This is a genomic window from Streptomyces sp. AM 2-1-1, assembly GCF_029167645.1.
In the GTDB taxonomy this organism is placed as follows: domain Bacteria; phylum Actinomycetota; class Actinomycetes; order Streptomycetales; family Streptomycetaceae; genus Streptomyces.
On record NZ_CP119147.1, the window covers coordinates 5,314,400 to 5,340,299 of the forward strand.

The 25,900-nt window shown below is 72.4% G+C and carries 21 protein-coding genes; 8 read left to right on the top strand and 13 right to left on the bottom strand.

The features are described from left to right. Positions 1-92 precede the first annotated feature (92 nt). The 3 genes from pulA (at position 93) to PZB77_RS23230 (ending at position 8,219) form a co-directional block, all read left to right on the top strand. Entirely contained in the window at positions 93-5,405 is a 5,313-nt protein-coding gene (gene pulA, locus PZB77_RS23220; protein WP_275494550.1) for a pullulanase-type alpha-1,6-glucosidase, read from the top strand. Positions 5,406-5,605: 200 nt separating this feature from the next. Then, on the top strand, positions 5,606-7,681 hold the full coding sequence (locus PZB77_RS23225) for an NB-ARC domain-containing protein (RefSeq protein WP_275494551.1): 2,076 nt from the start codon (positions 5,606-5,608) through the stop codon (positions 7,679-7,681). Between the two features lie 187 nt (positions 7,682-7,868). Continuing rightward, the gene (locus PZB77_RS23230) at positions 7,869-8,219 is read left to right on the top strand and encodes a 5-carboxymethyl-2-hydroxymuconate Delta-isomerase (protein WP_275494552.1); all 351 of its coding nucleotides are present in this window, start codon (positions 7,869-7,871) and stop codon (positions 8,217-8,219) included. Positions 8,220-8,246: 27 nt separating this feature from the next. Here PZB77_RS23230 and PZB77_RS23235 read toward each other — a convergent pair whose 3' ends face one another. Genes PZB77_RS23235 through PZB77_RS23245 form a run of 3 tightly spaced genes read right to left on the bottom strand, consistent with a single transcriptional unit; the run spans position 8,247 to position 11,018 of the window. Continuing rightward, positions 8,247-8,969: a TetR/AcrR family transcriptional regulator gene (locus PZB77_RS23235; protein WP_275494553.1), complete on the bottom strand. Its 723-nt coding sequence runs from the start codon at positions 8,967-8,969 to the stop codon at positions 8,247-8,249. 46 nt (positions 8,970-9,015) lie between these two features. Further along, positions 9,016-10,110 carry a PDR/VanB family oxidoreductase gene (locus tag PZB77_RS23240; protein WP_275494554.1) on the bottom strand — a complete coding sequence of 365 codons (1,095 nt, stop codon included), beginning with the start codon at positions 10,108-10,110 and terminating at the stop codon, positions 9,016-9,018. A gap of 2 nt (positions 10,111-10,112) precedes the next feature. Then, positions 10,113-11,018, bottom strand: a complete 906-nt coding sequence (locus tag PZB77_RS23245; protein ID WP_275494555.1) for a metal-dependent hydrolase — start codon at positions 11,016-11,018, stop codon at positions 10,113-10,115. 130 nt (positions 11,019-11,148) lie between these two features. On the opposite strand from PZB77_RS23245, the gene PZB77_RS23250 reads away from it, so the two are divergent. Beyond that, entirely contained in the window at positions 11,149-11,517 is a 369-nt protein-coding gene (locus PZB77_RS23250) for a DUF4180 domain-containing protein (protein WP_275494556.1), read from the top strand. 32 nt (positions 11,518-11,549) lie between these two features. Here PZB77_RS23250 and PZB77_RS23255 read toward each other — a convergent pair whose 3' ends face one another. The 4 genes from PZB77_RS23255 to glnII form a co-directional block, all read right to left on the bottom strand. Further along, on the bottom strand, positions 11,550-12,212 hold the full coding sequence (locus PZB77_RS23255) for a response regulator transcription factor (RefSeq protein WP_275494557.1): 663 nt from the start codon (positions 12,210-12,212) through the stop codon (positions 11,550-11,552). Further along, positions 12,197-13,462, bottom strand: a complete 1,266-nt coding sequence (locus tag PZB77_RS23260; protein ID WP_275494558.1) for a sensor histidine kinase — start codon at positions 13,460-13,462, stop codon at positions 12,197-12,199. Before PZB77_RS23260 ends, PZB77_RS23255 begins: the two co-directional genes overlap by 16 nt. Positions 13,463-13,688: 226 nt before the next feature. Next, a complete protein-coding gene (locus tag PZB77_RS23265) occupies positions 13,689-14,348 on the bottom strand; it encodes a winged helix-turn-helix domain-containing protein (RefSeq protein WP_275494559.1) in 660 nt (219 codons plus the stop codon). Positions 14,349-14,942: 594 nt separating this feature from the next. Next, positions 14,943-15,962: a glutamine synthetase gene (gene glnII / locus PZB77_RS23270; RefSeq protein WP_275494560.1), complete on the bottom strand. Its 1,020-nt coding sequence runs from the start codon at positions 15,960-15,962 to the stop codon at positions 14,943-14,945. Positions 15,963-16,239: 277 nt separating this feature from the next. Here glnII and PZB77_RS23275 point away from each other — a divergent pair, with 277 nt between their 5' ends. Together PZB77_RS23275 and PZB77_RS23280 are read left to right on the top strand one after the other, a co-directional pair. Then, on the top strand, positions 16,240-17,175 hold the full coding sequence (locus PZB77_RS23275) for a Gfo/Idh/MocA family oxidoreductase (protein WP_275494561.1): 936 nt from the start codon (positions 16,240-16,242) through the stop codon (positions 17,173-17,175). A gap of 124 nt (positions 17,176-17,299) precedes the next feature. Continuing rightward, the gene (locus PZB77_RS23280) at positions 17,300-18,613 is read left to right on the top strand and encodes a hypothetical protein (RefSeq protein WP_275494562.1); all 1,314 of its coding nucleotides are present in this window, start codon (positions 17,300-17,302) and stop codon (positions 18,611-18,613) included. A 145-nt stretch (positions 18,614-18,758) separates the two neighbouring features. Here PZB77_RS23280 and PZB77_RS23285 read toward each other — a convergent pair whose 3' ends face one another. Further along, a complete protein-coding gene (locus PZB77_RS23285) occupies positions 18,759-19,121 on the bottom strand; it encodes an ArsC/Spx/MgsR family protein (RefSeq protein WP_275494563.1) in 363 nt (120 codons plus the stop codon). 132 nt (positions 19,122-19,253) lie between these two features. Here PZB77_RS23285 and PZB77_RS23290 point away from each other — a divergent pair, with 132 nt between their 5' ends. Next, on the top strand, positions 19,254-19,568 hold the full coding sequence (locus tag PZB77_RS23290; RefSeq protein WP_275494564.1) for a hypothetical protein: 315 nt from the start codon (positions 19,254-19,256) through the stop codon (positions 19,566-19,568). A gap of 531 nt (positions 19,569-20,099) precedes the next feature. On the opposite strand, the gene glnA is transcribed toward PZB77_RS23290, so the two are convergent. Further along, the gene (gene glnA, locus PZB77_RS23295; RefSeq protein ID WP_275494565.1) at positions 20,100-21,509 is read right to left on the bottom strand and encodes a type I glutamate--ammonia ligase; all 1,410 of its coding nucleotides are present in this window, start codon (positions 21,507-21,509) and stop codon (positions 20,100-20,102) included. A gap of 221 nt (positions 21,510-21,730) precedes the next feature. Here glnA and PZB77_RS23300 point away from each other — a divergent pair, with 221 nt between their 5' ends. Further along, entirely contained in the window at positions 21,731-22,198 is a 468-nt protein-coding gene (locus PZB77_RS23300; protein WP_275494566.1) for an RDD family protein, read from the top strand. 381 nt (positions 22,199-22,579) lie between these two features. On the opposite strand, the gene PZB77_RS23305 is transcribed toward PZB77_RS23300, so the two are convergent. The 4 genes from PZB77_RS23305 to lipB all read right to left on the bottom strand — a co-directional run bounded on the left by PZB77_RS23305 (position 22,580) and on the right by lipB (position 25,741). Beyond that, positions 22,580-23,287, bottom strand: coding sequence for a DUF4191 domain-containing protein (locus PZB77_RS23305; protein WP_275494567.1), 708 nt, complete (start codon positions 23,285-23,287; stop codon positions 22,580-22,582). Between the two features lie 10 nt (positions 23,288-23,297). Next, positions 23,298-23,507, bottom strand: coding sequence for a hypothetical protein (locus tag PZB77_RS23310; RefSeq protein WP_275496181.1), 210 nt, complete (start codon positions 23,505-23,507; stop codon positions 23,298-23,300). A 265-nt stretch (positions 23,508-23,772) separates the two neighbouring features. Beyond that, the gene (gene lipA, locus PZB77_RS23315; RefSeq protein ID WP_275494568.1) at positions 23,773-24,753 is read right to left on the bottom strand and encodes a lipoyl synthase; all 981 of its coding nucleotides are present in this window, start codon (positions 24,751-24,753) and stop codon (positions 23,773-23,775) included. Positions 24,754-24,937: 184 nt separating this feature from the next. Then, positions 24,938-25,741: a lipoyl(octanoyl) transferase LipB gene (lipB, locus tag PZB77_RS23320; protein ID WP_275494569.1), complete on the bottom strand. Its 804-nt coding sequence runs from the start codon at positions 25,739-25,741 to the stop codon at positions 24,938-24,940. Positions 25,742-25,900: the final 159 nt, after the last annotated feature.

Consider the following 25,900-nt stretch of genomic DNA (forward strand, 5'->3'; position numbering starts at 1 on the left):
GGGCGTTCGACGCCTCCCGGCCCGTCCCTTTACCGCGCCGCCCCCGCCGGGCCGGCCGCACCACCCCACCCACCGTCCGAGGAGAAGCCTCCGTGTCCCGAACCACCCTCCGCCGGGGAGCCGTCGCCGCACTGTGCGCCGCGCTGCTCCCCGTCGTACCGGCGGCATCCGCGTCCGCCGCGACCAGACCACCGTCCCCGCCCTCGGACGCGTCCCTCGCCAAGGAGCCGTCCCGCCAGGACCTCACCCGCGAGCAGTTCTACTTCGTCATGCCCGACCGGTTCGCCAACGGCGACACCTCCAACGACAGGGGCGGCCTGACCGGCTCCCGGACGGAGACCGGGTACGACCCCACGGACAAGGGCTTCTACCAGGGCGGCGACCTCAAGGGGCTGACCAGCCGGCTCGACTACGTCAAGGGCCTCGGCACCACCGCGATCTGGCTCGCGCCGATCTTCAAGAACCGCCCCGTGCAGGGCACCGGCGCCGACGCGTCGGCGGGGTACCACGGCTACTGGATCACCGACTTCACCCAGGTCGACCCCCACTTCGGCACCAACACCGACCTGGAGAAGCTGATCGACAAGGCCCACGGCAAGGGCATGAAGGTCTTCTTCGACGTCATCACCAACCACACCGCCGACACGGTCGACTACGCCGAGAAGAAGTACGGCTACCAGCCCAAGGGCGCCCACCCCTACCTCGACACCGAGGGCCGGCCCTTCGACGACGCCGACGGCATGGCGAAGGTGGACGCGGACTCCTTCCCGTACACCCCGGTCACCACCGGTGGCAAGGTCCCCTCCTGGCTCAACGACCCGACGATGTACCACAACCGGGGCGACTCCACCTACGCCGGCGAGTCCACCGAGTACGGCGACTTCTCCGGCCTCGACGACCTGTGGACCGAGCGCCCCGAGGTCGTCACCGGCATGGAGAAGATCTACGAGAAGTGGGTCCGCGACTTCGACATCGACGGGTTCCGCATCGACACCGTCAAACACGTCGACCTGGACTTCTGGACCCAGTGGGCGACCGCCCTCGACACCTACGCCGCGCGCCACGGCCGCGACGACTTCTTCATGTTCGGCGAGGTCTACTCCGCCGACACCGCCATCACCTCGCCGTACGTGACCCGGGGCCGGCTGGACGCGACGCTGGACTTCCCCTTCCAGGAAGCCGCCCGCCAGTACGCCTCCCAGGGCGCCCCCGCCTCGAAGCTCGCCGCGCTCTACGCCGACGACTACCGGTACACCACCGACAAGGCGAACGCCTACGAGCAGGTCACCTTCCTCGGCAACCACGACATGGGCCGCATCGGGACCTTCCTGAAGCAGGACAACCCGAACGCCTCCGACGCCGAACTGCTCCAGCGCGACAAGCTCGCCAACGAGCTGATGTTCCTCGGCCGCGGCAACCCCGTCGTCTACTCCGGCGACGAGCAGGGCTACACCGGCGCCGGCGGAGACAAGGACGCCCGCCAGCCGCTCTTCGCCACGAAGATCGCCGACTACCTCGACGACGACCAGCTCGGCACCGGCCGCGCCCACGCCTCGGACGCGTACGACACCACCCACCCGCTGTACACGTCGATCGCGGCGCTCTCCCGGCTCACCAAGGCCCACCCCGCCCTCCAGGACGGCGTCCAGACCGAGCGCTACGCCGAAGGCCAGGTCTACGCCTACTCCCGCATCGACGCCAAGCGGAGCAACGAGTACCTCGTCGCCGTCAACAACGGCACCGAGGCCCGCACCGTCGAACTCACCACCGAATCAGCCCGGATGAACTTCCGTACCGTCTACGGCGGTTCCGCCACCGTGCGCAGCGGCCCGGACAAGAAGGTCACGCTCACCGTGCCCGCCCTGTCCAGTGTGGTGCTCCGCGCCGACCGGGCGCTCGCCGCCCCCGCCACCGCGCCGGCCGTCACCCTGAAGGCCCCGGCGGCCGGTGCGACCGGCACCGTCGAGATCACCGCAGACGTCACCGGCGGACAGCTCGACCGCGTGGTGTTCGCCGCCCAGACCGGCAACGGGAAGTGGCGCACCCTCGGCACCGCCGACCACGCCCCGTACAAGGTCACCCAGGTCGTCGACGCCTCCGTCGCCGCCGGCACCCCGCTGCGGTACAAGGCCGTCGTCGTGGACCGGACCGGCCGCACCGCCGGCGCCCTCGCCGCCACCACCGCCGGCCAGGCACCGCCCCCCGCCAAGCCGGTGGCCGTCGAGCGCGACTACGCCGTGGTGCACTACCGGCGCCCGGACGGCGACTACGACGGCTGGCAGCTGAAGTCGGGCGACTCCGCGGCCGGGTTCACCGGCCGTGACGCGTACGGCGCGTTCGCCTGGCTGAAGCTGGCCGAGGGCGTCTCCTCCGTGCCGTACACCATCGAGAAGGACGGCACCGCGGACGGCCCGCAGCGCACCGTGGACCTCGCCACCACCGGCCAGGTCTGGGTCGCCCAGGGCGACGACGGCCAGGCCGGCGAGGTCCCCGACGGCGCCGGACCCTCCACGGACACCAGCAAGGCGGTCCTGCACTACCACCGCGAGGACGGGAAGTACGACGGCTGGGGCCTGCACACCTGGACCGGGGCCAGGAACCCGACCGACTGGGCCAAGCCGCTCCAGCCGGTGAAGACGGACACCTACGGGGTCACCTTCGAGGTCCCGCTCGCCGACGGCGCCACCTCGCTCAGCTACATCCTCCACAAGGGCGACGAGAAGGACCTCCCGAGCGACCAGTCCCTCGACTTCGCCGGCAAGGGCCACGAGGTGTGGATGCTCGGCGGTACCGCCGACTACCTCCTCCCGGCCGCCGCCGGTGTCCCCGCCCCCGACCTGACCAGGGCCGAGGCGCAGTGGATCGATGCCGACACCGTCGTCTGGAAGGTCAACGCCACCGCCGCCACCAGCCAGCAACTCGTCTACGCCCCGGACGGCGGGATCTCCGTCGTCGACGGCGCCCTCTCGGACGAGGGACAGTGGCTCCGGCTCGGCGCGACCTCGCTGACCGACGCGCAGCGGGCGAGGTTCCCGCACCTGACGGAGTACCCCGCCTTCCGGGTCGACGTCCGTGACCGCGACCGGATCCGCGAAGCCCTGCGCGGCCAGCTGATCGCCACCCAGCGCGCCGCCAACGGCGCCCTCCTCGCCGCCACCGGCGTCCAGACCGCCGGGGTGCTCGACTCCCTGTACGGGGCCAAGGCCACCGGCGCCGCCCTCGGGCCCGTCTTCAGCAAGGGCACGCCGACGCTCTCCGTCTGGGCCCCCACCGCCCGTACCGTCCAGCTCGAACTCGACGGCAGGACCGTCCCCATGCGCCGCGACGACACCACCGGTGTCTGGTCGGTCGAGGGAACGAAGTCCTGGAACGGCAAGCCCTACCGCTACCTGGTGAAGGTCTGGGCGCCCACCGTCCAGAAGCTCGTCACCAACAAGGTCACCGACCCCTACTCCACCGCGCTGACCACCGACTCCGCCCGCAGCCTCGTCGTCGACCTCACCGACCCGAAGCTCGCCCCCGCCGGCTGGTCCACCCAGAAGAAGCCGGCCGCCGTCCCGCTGAGCGCGGCGCAGATCCAGGAGCTCCAGATCCGCGACTTCTCCGTCGCGGACCCCACCTCGAAGCACCCCGGCGAGTACCTCGCCTTCACCGACACCGGCTCCGACGGCATGAAGCACCTCAAGGAGCTCGCCGCGTCCGGCACCTCCTACGTGCACCTGCTGCCCGCCTTCGACATCGGCACGATCTCCGAGAAGAAGTCCGACCAGCAGCAGCCCGCCTGCGACCTCACGGTCTACGCCCCCGACTCCGAGGAGCAGCAGGCCTGCGTGGCGGCCACCGCCGCCAGGGACGGCTTCAACTGGGGCTACGACCCGCTGCACTACACCGTCCCGGAGGGCTCCTACGCCTCCGACCCCGACGGAACCAAGCGCACCGTCGAGTTCCGGAAGATGGTCCAGGGCCTCAACGACGCCGGTCTGCGGACCGTCATGGACGTCGTCTACAACCACACCGTCGCCTCCGGCCAGGACGACAAGTCCGTCCTCGACCGGATCGTGCCCGGCTACTACCAGCGGCTCATGGACGACGGCTCCGTCGCCACCTCCAGCTGCTGCGCCAACACCGCGCCCGAGAACGCCATGATGGGCAAGCTCGTCGTGGACTCGATCGTCACCTGGGCCAGGCAGTACAAGGTCGACGGCTTCCGCTTCGACCTGATGGGCCACCACCCCAAGGCGAACATCCTCGCCGTGCGCAAGGCCCTCGACGGGCTGACTCCCGCCAAGGACGGCGTCGACGGGAAGAAGATCATCCTCTACGGCGAGGGCTGGAACTTCGGCGAGATCGCCGACGACGCCCGCTTCGTCCAGGCCACCCAGAAGAACATGGCCGGAACCGGCATCGCCACCTTCTCCGACCGCGCCCGCGACGCCGTGCGCGGCGGCGGCCCCTTCGACACCGACCCCGGCGTCCAGGGCTTCGCCTCCGGCCTCTACACCGACCCCAACGGCTCCACCGCCAACGGCACCGAGGCGGAGCAGAGGGCCCGCCTCCTGCACTACCAGGACCTGATCAAGGTCGGTCTCACCGGCAGCCTCGCCGACTACACCTTCACCGACACCTCCGGGGCGAAGGTCACCGGCGCCGGCGTCGACTACAACGGCGCCCCCGCCGGATACGCGGCCGCCCCCGGTGACGCCCTCGCCTACTCCGACGCCCACGACAACGAGAGCCTCTACGACGCCCTCGCCTTCAAGCTCCCCCCGGACACCCCGGCCGCGGACCGGGCCAGGATGCAGGTCCTCGCCATGGGCGTCTCCACCCTCTCCCAGGGGCCCTCGCTCTCCCAGGCCGGCACCGACCTGCTGCGCTCCAAGTCCCTGGACCGCAACTCCTTCGACAGCGGCGACTGGTACAACGCCATCCACTGGAACTGCCAGGACGGCAACGGTTTCGGCCGCGGCCTGCCCCCGGCCGCGGACAACAAGGACAAGTGGCCCTACGCCGCACCCCTGTTGACCAACCCCACCCTGACGCCCGGCTGCGCGCGGATCACCGGCACGTCCGCCGCCTACCAGGACCTGCTGACGATCCGGAGTACCGAGAAGGCGTTCGCCCTCACCTCCGCCGCCCAGGTCCGTTCCACCCTCGCCTTCCCGCTCTCCGGCAAGGACGAGACCCCCGGCGTGATCACCATGACCCTCGGTGACCTGGTCGTCGTCTTCAACGCCACCCCGTCCACCACCACCCAGACGGTGGACGCGGCAGCGGGCAGGACGTACGTACTGCACCCGGTGCAGGCGGCGGGCGCGGACCCCACCGTCAAGGGATCGCGCTACCGGGCGGAATCCGGCAGCTTCACCGTCCCCGGACGGACCGTCGCCGTGTTTTCCCTCCGCTGACACCGACGGGCTACGGTGTGACCGCACGCGTCGGCGACGGAGCCGCGGCGGGCCGCCACCGAGCACCGTGACGGAGCCGCACCCGGCCGGTCACGGCACCGCCTCCCGCGGGGGAGGGGTGCCGGGGCCGGCCGGTCCGGCCGGGTGGGGACACTTCCGGCCCGCCGGCGCACCAGGCCCGAGCACGCCGGACGGTGATGATGAAGATCGTGGGAAACCTGCCCGAGGAGACGAGCAGCTTCATCGGCCGCCGCATCGAACTCCTGCGTCTCGAAAGCGCCCTGACGCCGTATTACCTCGTCGGCCGCCGGCTCACCCCGCACCGGATGACGACCCTCGTCGGCCCGGGCGGCGTCGGCAAGTCCCGGCTCGCCGCCCGCGCGGCCCACCTCGTCGGCCACCGCTACCAGGACGGCGTCCGATGGGCCGACCTCTCCCCGCTCTACGACGACGACCTGCTGCTGCCCACCGTCTCCGACGCCGTCGGCCTCGCCGACCACGCGCTGCGGATGCCCGTCGACGCCCTCTGCGAATGGCTCGCGGACAAGAACATGCTGCTCGTCCTCGACTCCTGCGAACACCTGCGCGCCCCCACCGCCCACCTTCTGGGCGAGCTCCTCACCATCGCCCCCGGGCTGACCGTCGTGGCCACCAGCAGGCAGCCCCTCGGCGTCCGCGGCGAGAACCTCGTCGACGTCCGCCCCCTGCCGTACGACGGCCACAGCGACGCCCTCACCCTCCTGCGCGACCGGGTCCGCGCGGCCGCCCCCGGCATCACCTTCCGGCGCCCGGCCGACACCGAGGCCGCCGAAGAGATCTGCCGCCGCCTCGAAGGCCTCCCGCTCGCCCTCGAACTCGCCGCTGCCTCCGCCGGACGCCACACCCTGCGCGCGATCGCCGACCGCCTCGGCTCCCGCCTCGACGTCCTCGCCGACGACTCCCCGCGCCCTCTCCGCCACCGGGCCCTCATCACCACGATCGGCTGGAGCCACGAACTCTGCACCCCGCTGGAACGCCTGCTGTGGGCCCGGCTCACCCCGCTGCGCGGCGACTTCGACGAAGAGGCCGCCCGGGAGGTCTGCGCCGGCGGCCCGCTCACCCCCGACGGGGTGACCCGGGCGCTGCGCGGACTCGTCACCAAGTCCGTCGTCAAACGCGACGGCGAACGCCACCGCATGCTCGACACCCTGCGCGAGTACGGCCGCATGTGGCTCACCGAACTCGGTGAGGAGGAGGTCGCCGCCGCCACCCGGCGGCACGCCGCCCGCTTCCTGCGCCTCGCCCGCCGCGCCCACGCCGGATGGGCCGGACGCGACCAGGTCGCCTGGTACCACAAGGTCTCCGACAGCCACCTCGACCTCTGCGCCGCCCTCGACCACCTGCTGGTCCACGACATCCGCGCCGCCCAGGAGATGGCTGGCCGCATCGGGTTCTTCTGGAGCTGCTGCGGCCACCTGACGGCGGCCCGGAGCTACGCCCAGCGCGCCCTGGGCGGCGGCCCCCTCGACGGCCCCGACCGCACCCGGCTGCTCTGGGTGCTGGGCGTCGCCGCCCTTCTCCAGGGCGACTTCGGGGTCGCGACGCGGATCGGCGCGGAGTGCACGGCCTACGCGGAGGAGGACGGGGACGACGAGGGCATCCTCAACTCGACCTACCTCGCCGGGCTCACCCACCTCATGAAGAGCGAGCCGCAGACCGCCCTGGAGGCCGCCGGACGCGCGCTGCGTCTGACCGACGCCCGCCCGGTCGAGTCGGCGTACCGCCTGCGCTGCCACCTCATCACCGTCTTCTCGCTCAGCGGCCTCGGCCGGCTCAACGAGGCCGCGGAGGCCGCCGCCGTGCTCCGGGCCGCCTGCGAGGAGCACGACGAGCACTGGACCCGCTCGTACGCCGACTACCAACTCGCCCTCATCGCACTGCTCCAGGGCCGCCCCGAGGTCTCGGCCGCGCACGCCCGCACCATGCTCCAGGGCAAGCACCGCCTGCGCGACAGCTTCGGCATCGCCCTCGGCCTCGACATCCTCGCGTCCGCCATCGCCGCCCAGGGCCAGGGAGCGCGGGCCGCGCGGGTCTACGGCACCGGGCAGGTGTACTGGCGGATGGTGGGGCACCCGCAGCGCGGCACCCCCGACGTCACCCCGGTGCGCGAGACCTGCGAACGGCAGGCCCGCGCGGCCGTCGGTGACCTCGCCTACCAGCGAGCCTTCGAGAGCGGCCGCACCGACGGCGCCGAGGCGGGGCTCGCGGCGGCACTCTGGGACGAGTCCCGGATCTGAACCGGTCGGTGCGCGGGAGCGGACACGGCGCCCCCGGTGACGCGGCACCGGCGCCGACGCGCCACGCGCTGCCCGCCGCGGGCGCCCGCCGGAGGGAGCACGCGGTGAGACGTGCTTGTGCCGGCCCCGGCGCACCGGCAAGGGTGGACCACGACAACGCCCGCCCCATCCGCTACGGGAGCGACAGATGCCTCACATCACCATCGACTACTCCGCCGACCTCGACGACGCCTTCGACCGGCGCGGCTTCGCCGCCGAGCTGCACCCGCTGGTCGCCCGCACGATCAGCACCTCGGCCGCGGCCTGCAAGACGAGGCTCCGCCGGGTCGGGGAGACGCTGGTGGGCGAGGAGGCCGCGGACACCCCGCTCGTCCACATCACCGTCGCCCTCATGCCCGGCCGCACCCCGGAGGTCCGGGCGCTGCTCACCGAGTCCGTGCTGGCCCTGCTGGCCGAGCACCTCAAGCCGGCCGACGGGATCCGCGTCGAGACATCGGTCGAGACCCGCGAGATCGACCCGTCGTACCGCAAGAGCTGAGCCGGTGCCCCTCCGCGCGGCCGCCCCTCACGGCTGCCGCTGCGGGGGCACCGCTCCGGGGCCGGCCGTCAACAGCGCCAGCCGGTCGAGCAGTGCACCGAACGGGCCGTCCGGCGGCTCCTGTTCGAAGACCCGCAGCACGACGTCCGCCAGCTCCTGGTCGTACGCGGCGCTCACCGCCGCCAGCGCCGCGAAGTCGTGCACCAGCTGGAGTTCCAGCTCGGCCCGGGGGACGCGCTTGCCGTCCAGCCAGAGCAGCGCCGTCGCCTCGGCGAGCGACACCCACGTGCGTACCACCAACTCCAGCCGGGCGGAGGGGACCCGCACCTGGAGATGGGTGAGTATCTGCTCGTACGCGGCCTGCCGCACCCCGTCGATCATGGCGTTCGTAGTGGACGAACCGGCTGCGGGACCGCCCCGCATCAGCGCGGAGAAGCCGGGTCCGTGGTCCTCCACGAAGTCGAAGAACCGTCCCATCACCCTCAACAGGCGGGTCCCCAGCGGACCTTCGTGCGGCTCCAGGAAGCGGTCCGCGAGTTCGTCGGCGGCCCGCCGCAGCGCCGCCTCGTAGAGGCTCTGCTTGCCGGGGAAGTAGTGGTAGACCAGCGGGCGGGAGATGCCGGCGGCGGCGGCGATCTCGTCGATCGACACCTCGTCGGGGGACCGGCTGCTGAACAGCTCCAGTGCGACGCCGATCAACTGCTGCTTGCGCTCGTCGACACCCATTCTGCGCCGCACCCCGGTGGTCATGCGGACAGCCTAACCGGGGTGCGGCCGGCGGCGGGCCGGGCCCGGTCTACAGGTCGAGGACCAGCCGCCCGCCCCGGCACCGGGAGACGCAGATCAGCATCGAGTCGGCGCGCTCCGCGTCCGTCAGCAACTCGTCGCGGTGGTCGATCTCGCCCTCCAGCACCCGCTGTTGGCAGGTGCCGCAGAAGCCCTGCTCGCAGGAGTACGAGACGTGCGGCAGCTCCTCGCGCACCGCCGCCAGCACCGACTGCCCGGCGGCCACGGAGACGGTCCGCCCCGTACGCCGCAACTCCACCTCGAAGGCGCCGGAGCCCGGGCCGTGGGCAGCGGTGGCCGCGGGCGCGAACCGTTCCAGGTGCAGGGCGCACCCGGCGGGCATCGCCGCGGCGACCGCGTCCGCCAGCGGCCCGGGACCGCACACGTAGACGGCCGTCCCGGGTGCGAGCGCCGAGAGTGCGGCCGCGACGTCCGGGTGACCACAGGTGTCCTGCGGGACGACCGTCACCCGGTCCCCGTCGGCGCCGAGCTTCTCGACCTCGTCGAGGAAGGGCATCGTCGCGCGCGACCGTCCCCCGTACAGCAGCCGCCAGGGGACCCCCGAGGCGGCGACCGCCCGCACCATGGGCAGCAACGGGGTGATCCCGATACCGCCCGCGACGAAGAGGTAGCCCTCGGCCTCGACCAGCGGGAAGCGGTTGCGCGGCCCCGCGACACCGACCTCGTCGCCCTCGTGCAGCCGGGCGTGCACCTCCCGCGAGCCGCCCCGCCCGTCCTCGTCCAGCCGGACCGCCACCGTGTACGTGCCCGGGTCCGCGGGATCGCCGCAGAGGCTGTACTGCCGGACCGGGCCCGACGGCAGCACCAGGTCGAGATGGGCGCCCGGCTCCCACGGAGGGAGCCCGGGCCCCTCCAGCCGGAGCTGGACCACCCCCTCGGCCGGTGTGGTCCGCTCGGTGACCAGCAGCCGCCGGGTGGTGGTGGCACCGTGTCCCGTCCGCCCGGAGGTGGGTTCTGGCAGGGCGGGCAGCGGCCAGAGCGGGGAGGCGGCGACGCGCGTGCGCAGCGCCCGCCGCGCGAGCAGGGCGGCACCGGCGCCGGCGATCAGCAGCGCGGTGCGCGGACGGAGCGGGGGCAGGGCCATGGTCAGTGGTCTCCCGTCGTACGGGCCTCGGCGGCGAGCGCCGCGGGCGAGCGGGCGAGGTAGTCGACGGCCTGGGCGGTGCTGCCGCTGCGCGAGGGGTGGTAACGCCGGCTCAGGTAGTCGGGGACGGACCGCAGGACATCGCGGGCCGGAGGCAGCGTGCCCCGCCTGCCGCAGGCGTGGTACGCCCGGAGCGACGCCCGTCCGCCGGACGGGCCGGGGTCGTTCGCCACGAAGAAGCGGACCCCGCGCTGCCAGAGGAAGACCAGGGCGGCGAAGGCGGTGGCCCAGGTGCGCACCCGGCGCCGGTAGCCGCCGTCCACGTGCAGGAACACCTCGAAGGCGACCGACCGGTGCTCGACCTCCTCGGCGCCGTGCCACCGCAGCATGTCCAGCATGGTCGGATCGGCGCCGCGCCGGTCGAGGGCGTCGGCGTTGAGGATCCAGTCGCCGAGGAAGGCCGTGTAGTGCTCGATCGCCGCTATCGTCGCCACCCGTTCCTTCAGCCACCATTCCCGGGCCCGCCCGGGCGGCAGGGTCCGGTCGCCGAGCAGCTTCTCGAAGAACCAGTCCACCTGCGCGGTGTACGGAGTCGGGTCCAGGCCCAGCTTCCTCAGGTGCGGCAGGACGTCGTCGTGCGCCTGCGCGTGCACGGCCTCCTGGCCGATGAACCCGATGACGTCCCGGCGGAGCCGCTCGTCGCGGATGTACGGCAGCACCTGCCGGTACACGTGGACGAACCAGCGTTCGCCGGCCGGGAGCAGCAGATGGAGCACGTTGATCGTGTGGGCGGCGAAGGGGTCGCCGGGCACCCAGTGCAGCGGGGTGCGCTCCCAGTCGAACGAGACGTTGCGGGGCCGCAGGGCCGTCCGCTCCGAAGTGACCGCTGCCGGCTGCTTGTTGGACATGGCGTCAATGTACTGACGGGTACGGCGCGGGAACAGGGGCGTGCGCGACCTTCCTCGGCGGCGACGGCGACGGCGACGGCGACGGCGAAAGGCCGGGAGCGCCGCCCCGGGCTGTCATAGGCTGACCGGCATGTCCACCCTGGAGAAGATCCACGACGTCCCCGTGTTCCTCTGCGCCCCCGAGGGGCCGGCCGTCGAGGGCGAACGGGAGGCGCTGGACCTGATCGGCGACGCCGGCTACCAGGGGGCCCGCTGGGTCGTCGTCCCCGTCGAGCGGTTCGGTGAGGACTTCTTCCGGCTGCGCACCCGGGTCGCCGGCCACATCGTCCAGAAGTTCGCCCAGTACGGCATGGGTCTGGTGGTGCTCGGCGACATCTCCCGCCACACCGAGGGCAGTTCGGCGCTCACCGACTTCGTGCGGGAGAGCAACGCCGGCCGTCAGCTCTGGTTCCTGTCCGACCGGGAGCAGTTGGCCGAGCGGCTGCGGGAGACCGCCTGAGGGCCGTCCCGCCAGGAACGGCGGGGCAGCCCTCAGCCCTGCGCCCGGTCACCCCGGTCCAGATAGGCGAGCACCGCGAGGACCCGGCGGTTGTCGTCGTCGGAGGGAGCCAGTCCCAGCTTCCCGAAGATGTTCGAGGTGTGCTTGGCGATCGCCCGTTCGGTGACCACCAGCTGGGCCGCGATCGCCGCGTTCGTGCGGCCCTGCGCCATCAGCTCCATGACCTCCCGCTCGCGCGGCGTCAGTCCGCCCATCGGCTCGTCCCGGGAGCGCCGCGACAGCAGTTGCCGGATCACCTGGGGGTCCATCGCCGTGCCCCCGGCCGCGACCCGGCGTACCGCGTCCACGAACTGGTCCGCGTCGAAGACCCGGTCCTTCAGCAGGTAGCCGATGCCGTCGTTCCCGTCCGCCAGCAACTCCCGTGCGTACAACTGCTCCACGTGCTGGGAGAGGACGAGCACCGGAAGCCCCGGGCGCTCCCTGCGGGCGGCCAGGGCGCACTGGAGCCCCTCGTCGGTGAGGGAGGGCGGCAGCCGGACGTCGACGACCGCGACGTCCGGCCGCTCCTCGGCGAAGGCCCGGGTCAGCTCGGGGCCCGTCTCCACGGCGGCCACGACCTCGAAGTCGTACGCCTCCAGCAGCCGCACCAGCCCGTCGCGGAGGAGGAAGAGGTCTTCGGCTAGGACAACGCGCAAGGGATCTCCAGGGACACCAGGGTGGGGCCGCCGACGGGGCTGCTGACGGCCAGGACGCCGTCGAATGTACCGAGCCGCCGTTCGATCCCGCTCAGCCCCGACCCGCCGCCGGTCACCGCCCCGCCCCGCCCGTTGTCCGTCACCGCGACCCGGAGCATCCCGTCCGCGTGGTGGAGGTCTATCCAGACGCGGTCCGCACCCGAGTGCTTCACCGCGTTGGTCAGCGCCTCGCTCACCGCGAAGTACGCGGCCGACTCCACCGGCGCGTCCGGCCGCCCCGCCAGATCCACCGCCACCTCGGACTCCAGGGGGAGCCGCAGGGCCAGGGCCTTCAGCGCGTCCCCGAGCCCCCGCTCGGCGAGCACCGGCGGATGGATGCCCCGGACCAGGTCGCGCAGTTCGGTGAGGGCCTCCGCCGAGGAGGTACGGGCCGCCACCAGCATCCGCTTCGCCTGCTCCGGGTCCTTCTCGATCAGCGCCTCGATCGTCCCGAGGCTCATCCCCATGGCGACGAGCCGGGCCTGCGCCCCGTCGTGCAGGTCCCGTTCGATGCGGCGAAGTTCCGAGGCGGCCGAGTCGACGGCCTCGTGCCTGGTCTCGGTCAGCCGGTCGATCCGCTTCGCCAGGTCCGCCGGGGTGGGCGAGAGCACCGCGCGGGCCAGCGTGAAGTGCAGCCGCAGCAACGGCTTGCCCACCCACAGCCCGAGGTGGAAGACGGCCACCCCCAGGGCGAGCGCGGCGAAGGCGGTGGCCCGGCTGTCCACGGGCACGAAGCCGTACCAGTACGGCTCGTCCCGGAAGACGTGCCACAGGCCCGCCGCCAGGACGGCGCCCTCCACCCACCAAACCATCAGAGCCGCCGGGAGGATCGCCAGCACGAAGCCCGCGGACATGTCGGTGAAGAGCCACTGCACGTCCCGCCGGGTGGCCGGATCCCTCAGCATCAGGACCGTGCGCTCCACCTGCCCGGTGAAACCGGTGCGCAGATCCGCGGGAAGGGGCCGGTACGGGACCGGAATCCGCACGTCGTACCAGGTCCTCGCGAGGAGCCTGCGCCGGTTCGCGTGCCGGCGTACCCGCTCCAGGACGTACGGAGTGGTGAGGAAGCCCACCCCCAGCAGGACGAAGGCGACGGAGAGCACGGTCGCGACGAAGAGGACCAGTGATCCGCCCAGCCCCGCCACCGCCAGCACCAGCCCGCGTCCCGCGGCCGTCGTCGCTTCCCTGAACCGGCTGATCGTTCTGCCCATCGCCCCGTGCCCTCCTCGTCCCGCTCCCGTCGGCCGGTCCGTCGCGCAGTGCGCCCGGCCGTCCCGTACGGGAGCAAGTCTCGCCCGGTGGGGCGGCCGCGGGGCAGCCGGTACGCCCCCGTGCCGGGGGTGTACCTGGCACCACCACCCCGGCCGTGACGCCGCAGGGCCCCGCACCCCGCGGTTCGCCACCGCGGGGCCGGGGCCCGATCGCCCGACGGCGCGGTCAGGGCGCGTACTTGTAGCCGACCCGCCGGACCGTCTGGATCGAATGGCGGTGCTGGGCGCCGAGCTTGCGGCGCAGCCGGGCGACGTGGACGTCGACGGTGCGGCCGTCGCCGACGTGACCGTAACCCCAGACCGTCGTCACCAACTGGTCGCGGGTGTGGACCCGGTGCGGGTGGGCGACCAGGTGGGCGAGGAGTTCGAACTCCAGGTAGGTGAGGTCGAGCGCCACTCCGTCCACGGTCGCGATGCGCCGGGTGGAGTCGATGAGCACCGGACCGTCCGGCGCGTGCGCGGCGGGAGCCTCGCGCACCACGGCCTGCGGAGCGAGCACCCCCTGCGGGAGCGGTCCCGCCGCGAAGGGGTGCGCCTCGGTGAACGCACCGGTGAGAGCGGTCTGCTGGTCGGCCGGCACGAGGACGAGGTAGCCGATCATCGGCGGACGTCCGGGGAGGGTGGGCAGGGAGTGCTGCGGTGCGGGAAGCCAGGTGGCTCCCGGCGGCAGCAGGTCGGCCATGTCGGTCAGCCGGACGACGTCGTCACGGTCGACGGCACGCAGCCGGCGGTTGGGGGAGGAGGTGCGGGCGGTGGTGGTGGCCGCAGCGGGGGCCGCCGATGCCGCGGTGGCGGCGGAGGCGGAGAAGGTACGGGCGTTCGCCATGAGGGTCAGCTCTTTCGCGCGAGGAGTCGTCGAGGGACGTACGTCGTGCGCGCGGGCCGAAGACCGGGTGAGCGGCTTTAGAGGGCCTGCGCGTTCCTCGCGCGGCAACACACCCGGTCGAAGTCGTGGTGCTGACGGGAAGGCCAGAACGGCTCAAGGTCGCTGCGACCCGATGCGGTGTACTGGAAGCCGGCCATGGGCCCATTGAAGCAGAGAATGCGGCGCAGCAGCAGACTCCTCTCACCCGTCGATACGGACCCCTCGCGTTACCCGCCTCACACCCCGCCCTCCGGCGGCGCTCCCACCCGGCCCGAGCAGGGGTCGAGGTCCGCTCGGCCCGCCCGTCCCTTCCGCCGGTCCGGCACCCGCCGCACCACCAGGAAGCGGTTCCCGCGGCCACCGGTCCCGCGCGCCGGGGCGTCAACTCCCCGGCCGTGGGGGGCTGCACGTCGCCGGCCCCTCCGTCCTCACCCTGGTCTCCGGCATGCCGCCACACTGCCACCCACCACCGACGAGGGCGCCCCACCACCGACGAGGGCGCCCGCCGGAGAACCGGCGGACGCCCTCGTCGTGCGTACGGGAAGGTGCGGGGGATCAGCCCTGGTCGGCCTTCTCCAGCGCGGTGCAGCAGGTGTCCACGATGAGCCGCGTGACGACGTAGGGGTCGACGTTGGCGTTCGGGCGACGGTCCTCGATGTAGCCCTTCTGGTCCTGCTCGACCTGCCACGGGATGCGGACCGAGGCGCCGCGGTTGGAGACGCCGTAGCTGTACTCGTTCCACGGGGCGGTCTCGTGCAGACCCGTCAGGCGCTCGTCGATGCCGGCGCCGTAGTTCTTGACGTGGTCGAGCGGCTTCGAGCCCTCGCCCAGCGACTCGCAGGCGGTGATGATCGGCTCGTAGCCCTCACGCATCGCCCGGGTGGAGAAGTTGGTGTGCGCGCCGGCGCCGTTCCAGTCGCCCTTGACCGGCTTCGGGTCGAGGGTCGCGGAGACGTTGAAGTCCTCGGCGGTGCGGTAGAGCAGCCAGCGGGCGATCCACAGCTGGTCGGAGACCTCCAGCGGCGCCAGCGGGCCGACCTGGAACTCCCACTGACCGGGCATGACCTCGGCGTTGATGCCGGAGATGCCGAGACCGGCGGCGAGGCAGTTCTCGAGGTGCTTCTCGACGATGTCGCGGCCGAAGATCTCGTCCGCGCCCACACCGCAGTAGTAGCCGCCCTGCGCGGCCGGGAAGCCGCCCTCGGGGAAGCCGAGCGGACGGTGGCCCGCGAAGAAGGTGTACTCCTGCTCGATGCCGAAGATCGGCTCCTGGCCGGCGAAGCGCTCGGCCACCGGACGCAGCGCGGCACGGGTGTTGCTCTCGTGCGGCGTCATGTCGATGTTGAAGACCTCGCACAGGACGAGTACGTCGTCGCCGCCGCGGATCGGGTCCGGACAGGTGAAGACCGGCTTCAGAACCCGGTCGGAGGCGTGGCCCTCGGCCTGGTTGGTGCTCGAACCGTCGAAGCCCCAGATGGGCAGCTCCGCGCCGTCGGCCATGATCCTCGTCTTCGAACGGAGCTTGGCGGTCGGCTCGGTGCCGTCTATCCAGATGTACTCAGCCTTGAACGTCACGGAAGCCATCCTTTGCGGGTGCAGCGCGGTCTATGCGGGCAGCTTCGCAAGACGCGATTTCCCGTCCGTTGCCCGTATGTGAACCCCGTGTTACCGACGTTTTCCGCGCGTGAAGCGGGTCACGGCGACGGACCGCCCCGCCCCCGCGCGTCCTCGGCCGTGCGGGGACGAGTCGGCGGCGGCCACCCCGCGCCGCACCGCGCGACCGGCCCCGGGGGACCGTCGTATACGGGCGCGCTCCCCGGACTCCCGCACCCCGCCCCGCACACTGGTACGCATGACGACTTCCGCGAACCCCCTGCGCATCGGACTGCTCGGCACCGGCCCGTGGGCCCGCAAGACCCACGCTCCCGCCCTCGCGGCCCATCCCGGCGTCGAGCTCAGCGGTGTCTGGGGCCGCCGCCCCGAAGCGGCGACCGCCCTCGCCGACGCCCACCGAGCGCCCGCCTTCGCCGGCGACGACGGTCTGGACGCGCTGCTCGCCGCGAGCGACGCCGTCGCCGTCGCGCTGCCGCCGGACGTACAGGCACCGATCGCGGCCCGGGCGGCCGCCGCCGGCTGCCACCTGCTGCTGGACAAGCCGGTCGCCACCACGGCGGCGGGCGCGCACGAGGTCGCCGAGGCCGCCGCCCGGGCCCAGGTCGCCTCCATCGTCTTCTGCACCCTGCGCTTCGCCCCCGCGACTGCCGCCTGGATCGCCGAACAGGCCGCCCTGGAGGGCTGGTTCACCGCGCGCGCGCAGTGGCTCGGCGCACTCTGGGCCCCCGGCGCCACGAACGAGTACGCGGCCTCCCCGTGGCGCCGCGACAAGGGCGGCCTCTGGGACGTCGGCCCGCACGTCCTCTCCGTACTCCTGCCGGTGCTCGGCGACGTCACGGAACTGACCGCGGTCCGGGGGCCGTCCGACACCGTCCACCTGGTGCTCCGCCACACATCCGGCGCCTCCAGCACCGCCACCCTCGGCCTCGCCGCCCCGCTCGGCGCGGTCGGCACCGATCTTGAACTCCGGGGCGAACACGGCGTCGTCACCCTGCCCCGGTGGGGCGGCGCCCTGGACGCCTTCACCGGCGCCGTGGACGCGCTGACGGAGGCCGTACGCACCGGGGAGCCGCACCCCTGTGACGTACGGTTCGGCGTGCGCCTGACCGAACTGCTGGCCCGGGCCGAGGCGCAGCTCGGTCCGGCCGAGCCGGGGGTCCCCGCCCGCGCGTGAACCGCGCGCCGGCGTCCGGCCCGGATCCCGTACAACCGTCCGGGGGCCGGACACGTCTTTCAGACATCAACCGGGTGTGCACGGGCCGCGAGGGACGCGCCCCGCGCACCCCTGCGGAGGGGCGATGGGATCCGAAGGCGGAAGACGAGCACGGGGGCTGATCCTCTGCCTCGCGGCGGTGGCCTGGATGTCGGCGGGACCGGCCGTCGCGGACGAGGGGGACGGCGGGAGCGCGCCGGCCACGCGGGCGGACGGGACCCCGCTGCTGCGGTTCGCCCGGCCGTCTCCCGTCACCGGCGTCCGGCCGGGGGACACCGTGCCGCTGGAGATCCTGGTGAAGAACGCCGGCGACGGACCGGCGGACCGCGTGACGCTCTACATCAACGGATCGAGCGGCACGGCGTTCGCGGAGAAGTACTCCAACTGCGTCCAGCGCGAGACTCCCGCGCAGGACGAAGGCCCGGCGCAGGTCGAAGCGGTCTGCGCCATCGAACAGGTACTGGAACCCGGAGTCGTCTACGCCCCCGAGGTACCGGTCGCCCTGACGTTGCGGCCGCGCGCGCTGTACGACTGGTACATCCTGAACATCGACGCGGAGACGCCGGCCTTCCCCGGCGGCTCGCCCGGCAACCCCGGTGAGGAACTGCGGCTCGTCGCCCAGGAGACGCCGCCCGCCGGGGCCGAGTACGTCGATTCGTTCCCCTTCTCCCCCCTCACGGCGGAGAACACCGCCGACTTCTCCCTCACCGGGGCGGAGGTCACGGGGAAGAAGGGCGACACCGTCACCGCGGCGGTGACCTTCGCCAACCACGGTCCGGCCTGGGTCGACAACGACGCCGGATCACCCATCGGGGTCTACGACGTCGGCGTGCCGCCGGGCACCACGGTCACCGGCGCACCCGAGTTCTGCACCCCCGTCGGCCCGGACGGGAAGCCGGCCGAGAAGGCCGGCGCCGAGACCTACCGGTGCACCACCCCGTACGACTACGTGGACGAGGACACCACCCTGGTCCGCGAGTTCCGGCTGCGCGTCGACGACGTCGTCCCGAACGCCACCGGCACGGTCGGGTTCGTCCCGGGCGAGAACCGGTCGGGCACGCTCCCGTTCGACCCCGATCCGGAGAACGACACCGCGACGATCGTGGTCAACCCGACCGAGGGTTCCCCCGGCGGCTCCACCGGAGGAAGCGGGGGCACCACCACCGGGGGCGCCGGGACCGGGACGTCCGGCACCACCACCGGGGGATCCGGCAGCGGCTCGGCGGCGGGCGGTTCCACCGCCCCCGAACTCGCCGCGAGCGGGGCGGGCGGCGCCGTGTACCTCGGCACGGCCGCCGGCCTGACCGTGACCGGCGGCCTCGCCCTCGCCCTGGCCCGCGGGTCCCGGCGGCCCGGCCGCCGGAGGACCGCCGCCCACAGCGGCCCGGAAGGACGCTGAGCAACGTCCGGACCGTCCCGGTCCGTCGGCCGACGACATCGGCCGACGGACCGGGCAAGGCGGTCCGGAGCCAACGGACTTCCGACTTCGGGCATCGGACTTCGAGGCGCCGGGCTTCCCCGCCGCACCGGCCCTGCGACGGGCGTCAGCGGCGCCCCAGCGCGTCCCGTACCGCCTCCTCCGTACGCGCCACCACGGCGGTACCGTCCTCGGCGGTGATGATCGGCCGCTGGATCAGGACCGGTTCGGCACAGAGCGCCGCGATCCAGCGTTCGCGCGCGCCCGCGTCCCGGGACCAGGCATCCATCCCCAGCTCCTTCGCGACCGCCTCCCCGGTCCGGGTGATGTCCCACGGCTCCAGTCCGAGCCGGTCCAGCACCCCCCGGATCTCGTCCGGCGCCGGCACCTCCTCCAGGTACCGGCGCACGGTGTACGACGCACCCTCGGCATCCAGCAGCGAGACGGCGCTCCGGCACTTCGAGCACTGCGGGTTGATCCAGATCTCCATGGGGTCCAGGGTACGGCGGGGGAGGGCGGGACGGACGGCTGAAATCCCCTCTGGCCAGGGGCGATTGTCAGTGGGAGGCGGTAAAATGGAGGTAGTTCGTGAGGGTTCCACCACCGCGCCAGGAGGTAGCCGATGGCCGTCGCCACAGCCACGACCCAGCCGCTCGACCCGACGCTCCACGCCCCGTTCCGACCGATGCTCCCGCCCACCGGGTCCCGGCCCAAGAGGGCGCTCCCGGCCGGCCGGCCCCGTGAGTGGTACATCGCCCACAACCGCCGGCTCAAGGCGATGCGGCTGACGATCGCCCTGCTCGACGCCGGTGTCTACCAGCCCGCCAGCGCCAGCAACCACCGCATCCGCCGCGCCGCCGAGCGACTCGGCATCCACCCGCCGTCCGACCTCACCTGCCGCATGGTCCGCACCCTGATCCGCTACGGCAGCCGCTGAGCGGGGCCGGACGACTCCGGCCCCGCGGAACCCGCACGAAGCCCGCGCCCGCGCCCCGGTCCCCGGGGGGCCGGGGCGCGGGCCCGTCGTACGACGGCGCGTTGGGTGCGTCGAGTGCGAGCCGCGCTCCGGCCGCCCGCCCCCGACGCGTGGGAGGACACCTGCGGAGCCGGCAACCCCGACCCTGTCACACGGGGGCGACACGCACCCCGGCGACGGCTCCCCTGCGGGAACGGGAACGAACCGCCGTCGGGTCGGCCCGCACCGCCTGCCTCATACTTCCGGCCCGCGCATCGCCCACGACGTGTACGAGGCGGAGACGACCGGCGACCCCGACCGCGTGCGCGGCGGCGACGGTGGCGAGGCCGTCTGCGGCGGCTACGGCCGCGTCCGCCCGGTCATCGGCCCGTACCGACCCTCGCACCGGCGGCGTCGCCGCGCTCCGGAAAGCCGCGAGGGCCGCCACCCCGACCAGGGGTGACGGCCCTCGCGCTCCGACCCGACTGCCACCGGACGACCCGGCGGTGTCTCCTAGAGGTCGAAGTAGAGCTCGAACTCGTGCGGGTGCGGGCGCAGCTGGATCGGGGCGATCTCGTGCGTGCGCTTGTAGTCGATCCAGGTCTCGATCAGGTCGGTCGTGAAGACGCCGCCCGCCTGGAGGTACTCGTTGTCCTGCTCCAGCGCCTCGAGGACGGCCGGGAGCGAGGTCGGGACCTGCTGGACGTTGGCGTGCTCCTCGGGAGCCAGCTCGTACAGGTCCTTGTCGATCGGCTCCGCCGGCTCGATCTTGTTCTTGACGCCGTCGAGGCCCGCCATCAGCAGCGCCGCGAACGCCAGGTACGGGTTCGAGGACGGGTCCGGGGCGCGGAACTCGACGCGCTTGGCCTTCGGGTTCGAGCCGGTGATCGGGATGCGCATCGCGGCGGAGCGGTTGCGCTGCGAGTACACCATGTTGACCGGGGCCTCGAAGCCGGGGACCAGGCGGTGGTACGAGTTCACCGTCGGGTTGGTGAAGGCCAGCAGCGACGGGGCGTGCTTGAGGATGCCGCCGATGTAGTAGCGGGCCATGTCCGACAGGCCGGCGTAACCCTGCTCGTCGTAGAAGAGCGGCACGCCGCCCTGCCACAGCGACTGGTGCACGTGCATGCCCGAGCCGTTGTCACCGAAGATCGGCTTCGGCATGAAGGTCGCGGTCTTGCCGTTGCGCCAGGCGACGTTCTTCACGATGTACTTGAAGAGCATCAGGTCGTCGGCCGCGGCGAGCAGCGTGTTGAACTTGTAGTTGATCTCGGCCTGGCCGGCGGTGCCGACCTCGTGGTGCTGGCGCTCGACCTGCAGGCCGTTCTTGTCCAGCTCCAGGGAGATCTCGGCACGCAGGTCGGCGAAGTGGTCGACCGGCGGGGTCGGGAAGTAGCCGCCCTTGTAGCGGACCTTGTACCCGCGGTTGTTCTCCACCGCGCCGGTGTTCCAGGCGCCGGCCTCGGAGTCGATGTGGTAGAAGCTCTCGTTCGCCGACGTCTGGAAGCGGACGTTGTCGAAGACGTAGAACTCCGCCTCGGGACCGAAGTAGGCGGTGTCGGCGAAGCCGGTGGAGGCGAGGTACGCCTCGGCCTTCTTGGCCACGTTCCGCGGGTCACGGCTGTACTGCTCGCCGGTGATCGGGTCGTGGATGAAGAAGTTGATGTTGACCGTCTTGTCGCGGCGGAAAGGGTCCACCCGGGCGGTCGACAGGTCGGCGCGGAGCGCCATGTCGGACTCGTGGATGGCCTGGAAGCCGCGGATCGACGAACCGTCGAAGGCGAGTTCCTCGGCCGGGTCGAAGCTCGCTGCCGGGATGGTGAAGTGCTGCATCACACCGGGCAGGTCGCAGAAGCGGACGTCGATGAACTTCACGTCGTTGTCCGCGACGTACTTCTGCACTTCGTCGGCGTTCTGGAACATCCAACTCCTCCTACTCCCGGCCCGGGAGGCGCGGGGTTGAACTTCGTGTGTGTCGCCAGTGCGGTGGCGCACGTTGAGGGCGACCTTAGGCAGACGGGATTTCCCCAGCATGACCCATTTGTTTCGCCCAAGTTAACCGGGCGCGCGGTGGGGGGCACCCCAACGCCTCATCCCGTGCCCCGGGCACCACGGAGCAAACCAGGTCGCAGTACCGTGGTCGGGTGGACAACAGGCAAGCAATCGGATCGTGGCTGTCCGGCCCCCAGGCGGCCGCCGAGGAGATGGGCGTCGACTTCGGCTATCGGGGCAAGCGCCTCGGGCTGCCCGAATTCGGCCCGGGGTCCGTGGCCCCGCTCGGCCGCCGGTTCGGCGCGCTCTTCATCGACTGGGCCCTCTGCATGCTGATCGCATACGGGCTCCTCGCTCCTGGTGACCGACTGGCCGCCGGGAACTGGGCGTTGCTCGTCTTCCTCATCATGAGCCTCTGCACCGTGGGCACCCTCGGCTTCACCCCCGGCAAGCGGATCGCCGGACTGCGGGTCGTCTCCGAGGGCGGCGGTCCCGCCGGTCCGGTGCGCGTCCTCGTGCGGAGCGTGCTGCTGGTCCTGGTGATCCCGGCCCTCGTCTGGGACCGCGACGGACGCGGCCTCCACGACCGGCTCTCCCGCTCCGTCCAGGTACGCCGCTGACCCCGCGGCCCGGCCGGCGGGCGCCCGGTTCCACCCGGTCCGTCCGGGTGCTCCGGCGACGGGTGCCGGGTGCGGGGAGACCGGTGGCGTACAGCCCCGGAACGGCGCCCGTGGCGTTCCGCCATCCGGACAACTCCATCCGCACGGTGACGCCGTTGTCCACCATGCGGACCGAATGGCGCGCCGAGAGCCGCAGGAGCGCGACAGCTGCCCGACGAGCCGTTCCCGGCGCTCCCCACGCAACGAGGGGCGGCCCCGACCGTCCCGGTCGGGGCCGCCCCTCTGGTGTGAGCGCGGAAGTGCGCGAAGCGGTGTGCCGCAGCGCGCAGTGAGAACGCGAGAAGGTCAGGAGAGTGCGAGCGCGTGCGGTGCCCGCACGGGTCAGCGCATCTTTCCGCCGCGCGGCATCCGCATGCCCTTGGGCATCGGACCCTTCGGCAGCGGCATGTTGCTCATCAGGTCGCCCATCGCCCGCAGCCGGTCGTTGGCTGCCGTGACCTGCGGTCCGCTGAGGACGCGCGGGTACTTCAGCATCGTGACGCGCACCTTCTTCAGCGGGACCTGGCCCTCGCCGTCGCCCACGATGATGTCGTGCACCGGGACGTCGACGACGATGCGTGCCATCCGCCGCTTCTCGGCCGCCAGCAGGCTCTTCACCCGGTTCGGGTTGCCCTCGGCGACCAGCACGATGCCGGCCTTGCCGACCGCGCGGTGGACGACGTCCTGGCTGCGGTTCATCGCGACCGCCGGAGTGGTGGTCCAGCCGCGGCCGACGCGGTCGAGCACCGCTGCCGCCGCTCCGGGCTGGCCCTCCATCTGGCCGAAGGCCGCCGCCTCCGCACGCCGTCCGAAGACGACGAGTGCCGCGATGAGGGCCAGTACGAAGCCCAGGATGCCCAGGTAGACCGGGTGACCGATCGCGAAACCGATCGCGAGGAGGACGCCGAAGACGACGATCCACAGCCCCGCGAGCACGAGCCCGATCTTGGGGTCCGACCGCCGGGTCATCTTGTAGGTCAGGGCGATCTGCTTGAGCCGCCCCGCGTTCTCGGCGCTGTCCGCGCCTTCAGTGTTTGCCTTCCTCGCCATGTACAGGAGTTTACGTGGCCGAGGAACGGTGCTCGGCCACGGCCTCCAGTACGTGCTGGGCCTCGACCCGGTCCCTGGCGCGGCGGCGGTCCTCCAGGACCGCGGTCCAGGCGTTGCGGCGGGCGGTGCGCTGGCCGCCGCTCAGCAGCAGCGACTCCACGGCCCGCAGGGCGTGGGTGACGGTGGGAAGGGTGTGGGCACGTACCGGCGCGGCCTGCATCGTGGTGTTCCCTCTCGGGGCGAATCCGCGCACGGCGCGGAACGGGGTGCGGGAAACGGCGGCCGCGGTGCGTTCGGCCGATGCCGCCGGTGGAACCAGGGTCACTTCTCGGTGTTACCAGTGCGTGACCGGTCGGTCAAACACCAATGAATCCTCGATACCGGCTGCCCGCACGCGGAGGCGGCCCATACGCGTCCCTCACCTGCGGGAGCGTACGGGCCGCCTCGTGCGAGCGGTTACCGCCGGTAATGCGCTGTGCTCGGATTCACACGGCGGTAGGGGCCGCGACGGCTCCGGAGGCGGCCGCGTCGCGGGCCGCCATCGCCTGCTGGAAGAGGCGTCCGGCGCGGTACGAGGAGCGCACCAGCGGACCCGACATCACGCCGGAGTAGCCGATCGCGTCGGCCTCGTCCTTCAGCTCGACGAACTCCTGCGGCTTCACCCAGCGCTCGACGGGGTGGTGCCGCACCGAGGGCCGCAGGTACTGCGTGATCGTGATCAGCTCGCACCCGGCCTCGTGCAGGTCGCGGAGGGCCTCGCTGACCTCCTCACGGGTCTCGCCCATGCCGAGGATCAGGTTCGACTTGGTCACCAGTCCGGCCTCGCGGGCCCGCGTGATGACCTCCAGCGAACGCTCGTACCGGAAGCCCGGCCGGATGCGCTTGAAGATGCGCGGGACCGTCTCGACGTTGTGCGCCAGGACCTCGGGGCGCGAGGAGAAGACCTCGGCCAGCGCGGCGGGCTCGGCGTTGAAGTCGGGGATCAGCAGTTCGACCTTGGTGCGGCCGGCCTCGCGCCCGTCCGTCAGCGCGTGGATCTGGCGGACGGTCTCCGCGTACAGCCACGCGCCGCCGTCCTCCAGGTCGTCGCGGGCGACGCCGGTGATCGTGGCGTAGTTCAGGTCCATCGTGACGACGGACTCGCCGACCCGGCGGGGCTCGTCGAGGTCGAGCGCCTGCGGCTTGCCCGTGTCGATCTGGCAGAAGTCACACCGCCGGGTGCACTGGTCACCGCCGATGAGGAAGGTCGCCTCGCGGTCCTCCCAGCACTCGAAGATGTTGGGACAGCCCGCCTCCTGGCAGACCGTGTGCAGCCCCTCGCTCTTCACGAGCTTCTGCAGCTGGTTGTACTCGGGGCCCATCTTCGCCCGGGTTTTGATCCACTCGGGCTTGCGCTCGATGGGGGTCTGGCTGTTCCGGACCTCCAGGCGCAGCATCTTGCGCCCGTCGGGTGCGACAGCGGACACTCCGGCACTCCCCTTAGCTTTCACTGCATTGGATTCTTCGGCGAACACCAGGGTACGCCCGTCATTCGCACGGCCCTACGTCCGGCCAACCCCCAGCCGACGAGGGCTATTCCCCCGAACGGCCGGCACCCGGGCCCGTGCGGGCCCCTGGACGGCCGTGCGGGGCGCGTGGTGCCGCCGCCGGTCAGGAGCTCGCGGCGGCGGAGGCCACCTCGCGGGGCGCGAGCTCGGCGTTCTCCATCACGTCCCGGAGGTGCTTCTCGACGACCGGGAGCACCTGCGCGATCGTGAGGTCTCGCCCCAGCTCGTACGCGAGCGAGGTGACGCCCGCGTCGCGGATGCCGCACGGCACGATCCGGTCGAAGGAGGTGGCGTCGGGGTTCACGTTCAGGGCGAAGCCGTGCATGGTGACGCCCTTGGCGACCCGGATGCCGATCGCCGCCAGCTTGCGGTCCTCGCGGCGCTGCCCGGCGTTCGAGGGGGCGTACTCGGGGCCGTTGAGCCGGGCGTCGAACTCCTCGTCCGTCAGCCGCGGGTCGAAGTCGAGCGACAGACCGCCGATCGACGGCCGCTGCTCGACCGGGTCGCCCAGCACCCAGACCCCACTGCGCCCCTCGACCCGGCTGGTCGCCACGCCGAAGTCGGCGGCGGTGCGGATCAGGGCGTCCTCCAGCCTGCGCACGTGCGCCACGACGTCGACCGGGCGCGGCAGCTTCTGGATCGGGTAGCCGACGAGCTGGCCCGGACCGTGCCAGGTGATCTTGCCGCCGCGGTCCACGTCGATGACGGGAGTGCCGTCCAGGGGCCGTTCGCTGTCGGTGGTGCGCCGCCCCGCGGTGTAGACGGAGGGGTGCTCCAGCAGCAGGCAGGTGTCGGGGACGGTGTCCTCGAACCGTGCGGCGTGCACCTCCCGCTGCTTCTGCCAGGCCTCCCGGTAGTCGACGGCCTCCGCGCCGAACCCCAGCCGGACGAATCGCAGCTCGCTCACGGCGATGCCTCCCTACTCGTGGTGACGCATGCGCCGGAAGGGTCCCTTCCGCCGTCGTCACCGTGCACTGGTCGCGCCCGAATCACTGTACGACCGCGGGGGAGCGGGTGGTCCAGCAGGTCGTGCCGTCAGCGCGACCCGCACTCCTCACACGATCGG

Bases quoted from the DNA above. Each gene is read 5' to 3' on its own strand.
- PZB77_RS23225 (WP_275494551.1), top strand. From the start codon at position 5,606: ATGAAGATCGTGGGAAACCTGCCCGAGGAGACGAGCAGCTTCATCGGC.
- PZB77_RS23230 (WP_275494552.1), top strand. From the start codon at position 7,869: ATGCCTCACATCACCATCGACTACTCCGCCGACCTCGACGACGCCTTC.
- PZB77_RS23235 (WP_275494553.1), bottom strand. From the start codon at position 8,969: ATGACCACCGGGGTGCGGCGCAGAATGGGTGTCGACGAGCGCAAGCAG.
- PZB77_RS23240 (WP_275494554.1), bottom strand. From the start codon at position 10,110: ATGGCCCTGCCCCCGCTCCGTCCGCGCACCGCGCTGCTGATCGCCGGC.
- PZB77_RS23245 (WP_275494555.1), bottom strand. From the start codon at position 11,018: ATGTCCAACAAGCAGCCGGCAGCGGTCACTTCGGAGCGGACGGCCCTG.
- PZB77_RS23250 (WP_275494556.1), top strand. From the start codon at position 11,149: ATGTCCACCCTGGAGAAGATCCACGACGTCCCCGTGTTCCTCTGCGCC.
- PZB77_RS23260 (WP_275494558.1), bottom strand. From the start codon at position 13,462: ATGGGCAGAACGATCAGCCGGTTCAGGGAAGCGACGACGGCCGCGGGA.
- PZB77_RS23265 (WP_275494559.1), bottom strand. From the start codon at position 14,348: ATGGCGAACGCCCGTACCTTCTCCGCCTCCGCCGCCACCGCGGCATCG.
- PZB77_RS23275 (WP_275494561.1), top strand. From the start codon at position 16,240: ATGACGACTTCCGCGAACCCCCTGCGCATCGGACTGCTCGGCACCGGC.
- PZB77_RS23280 (WP_275494562.1), top strand. From the start codon at position 17,300: ATGGGATCCGAAGGCGGAAGACGAGCACGGGGGCTGATCCTCTGCCTC.
- PZB77_RS23285 (WP_275494563.1), bottom strand. From the start codon at position 19,121: ATGGAGATCTGGATCAACCCGCAGTGCTCGAAGTGCCGGAGCGCCGTC.
- PZB77_RS23290 (WP_275494564.1), top strand. From the start codon at position 19,254: ATGGCCGTCGCCACAGCCACGACCCAGCCGCTCGACCCGACGCTCCAC.
- glnA (WP_275494565.1), bottom strand. From the start codon at position 21,509: ATGTTCCAGAACGCCGACGAAGTGCAGAAGTACGTCGCGGACAACGAC.
- PZB77_RS23305 (WP_275494567.1), bottom strand. From the start codon at position 23,287: ATGGCGAGGAAGGCAAACACTGAAGGCGCGGACAGCGCCGAGAACGCG.
- PZB77_RS23310 (WP_275496181.1), bottom strand. From the start codon at position 23,507: ATGCAGGCCGCGCCGGTACGTGCCCACACCCTTCCCACCGTCACCCAC.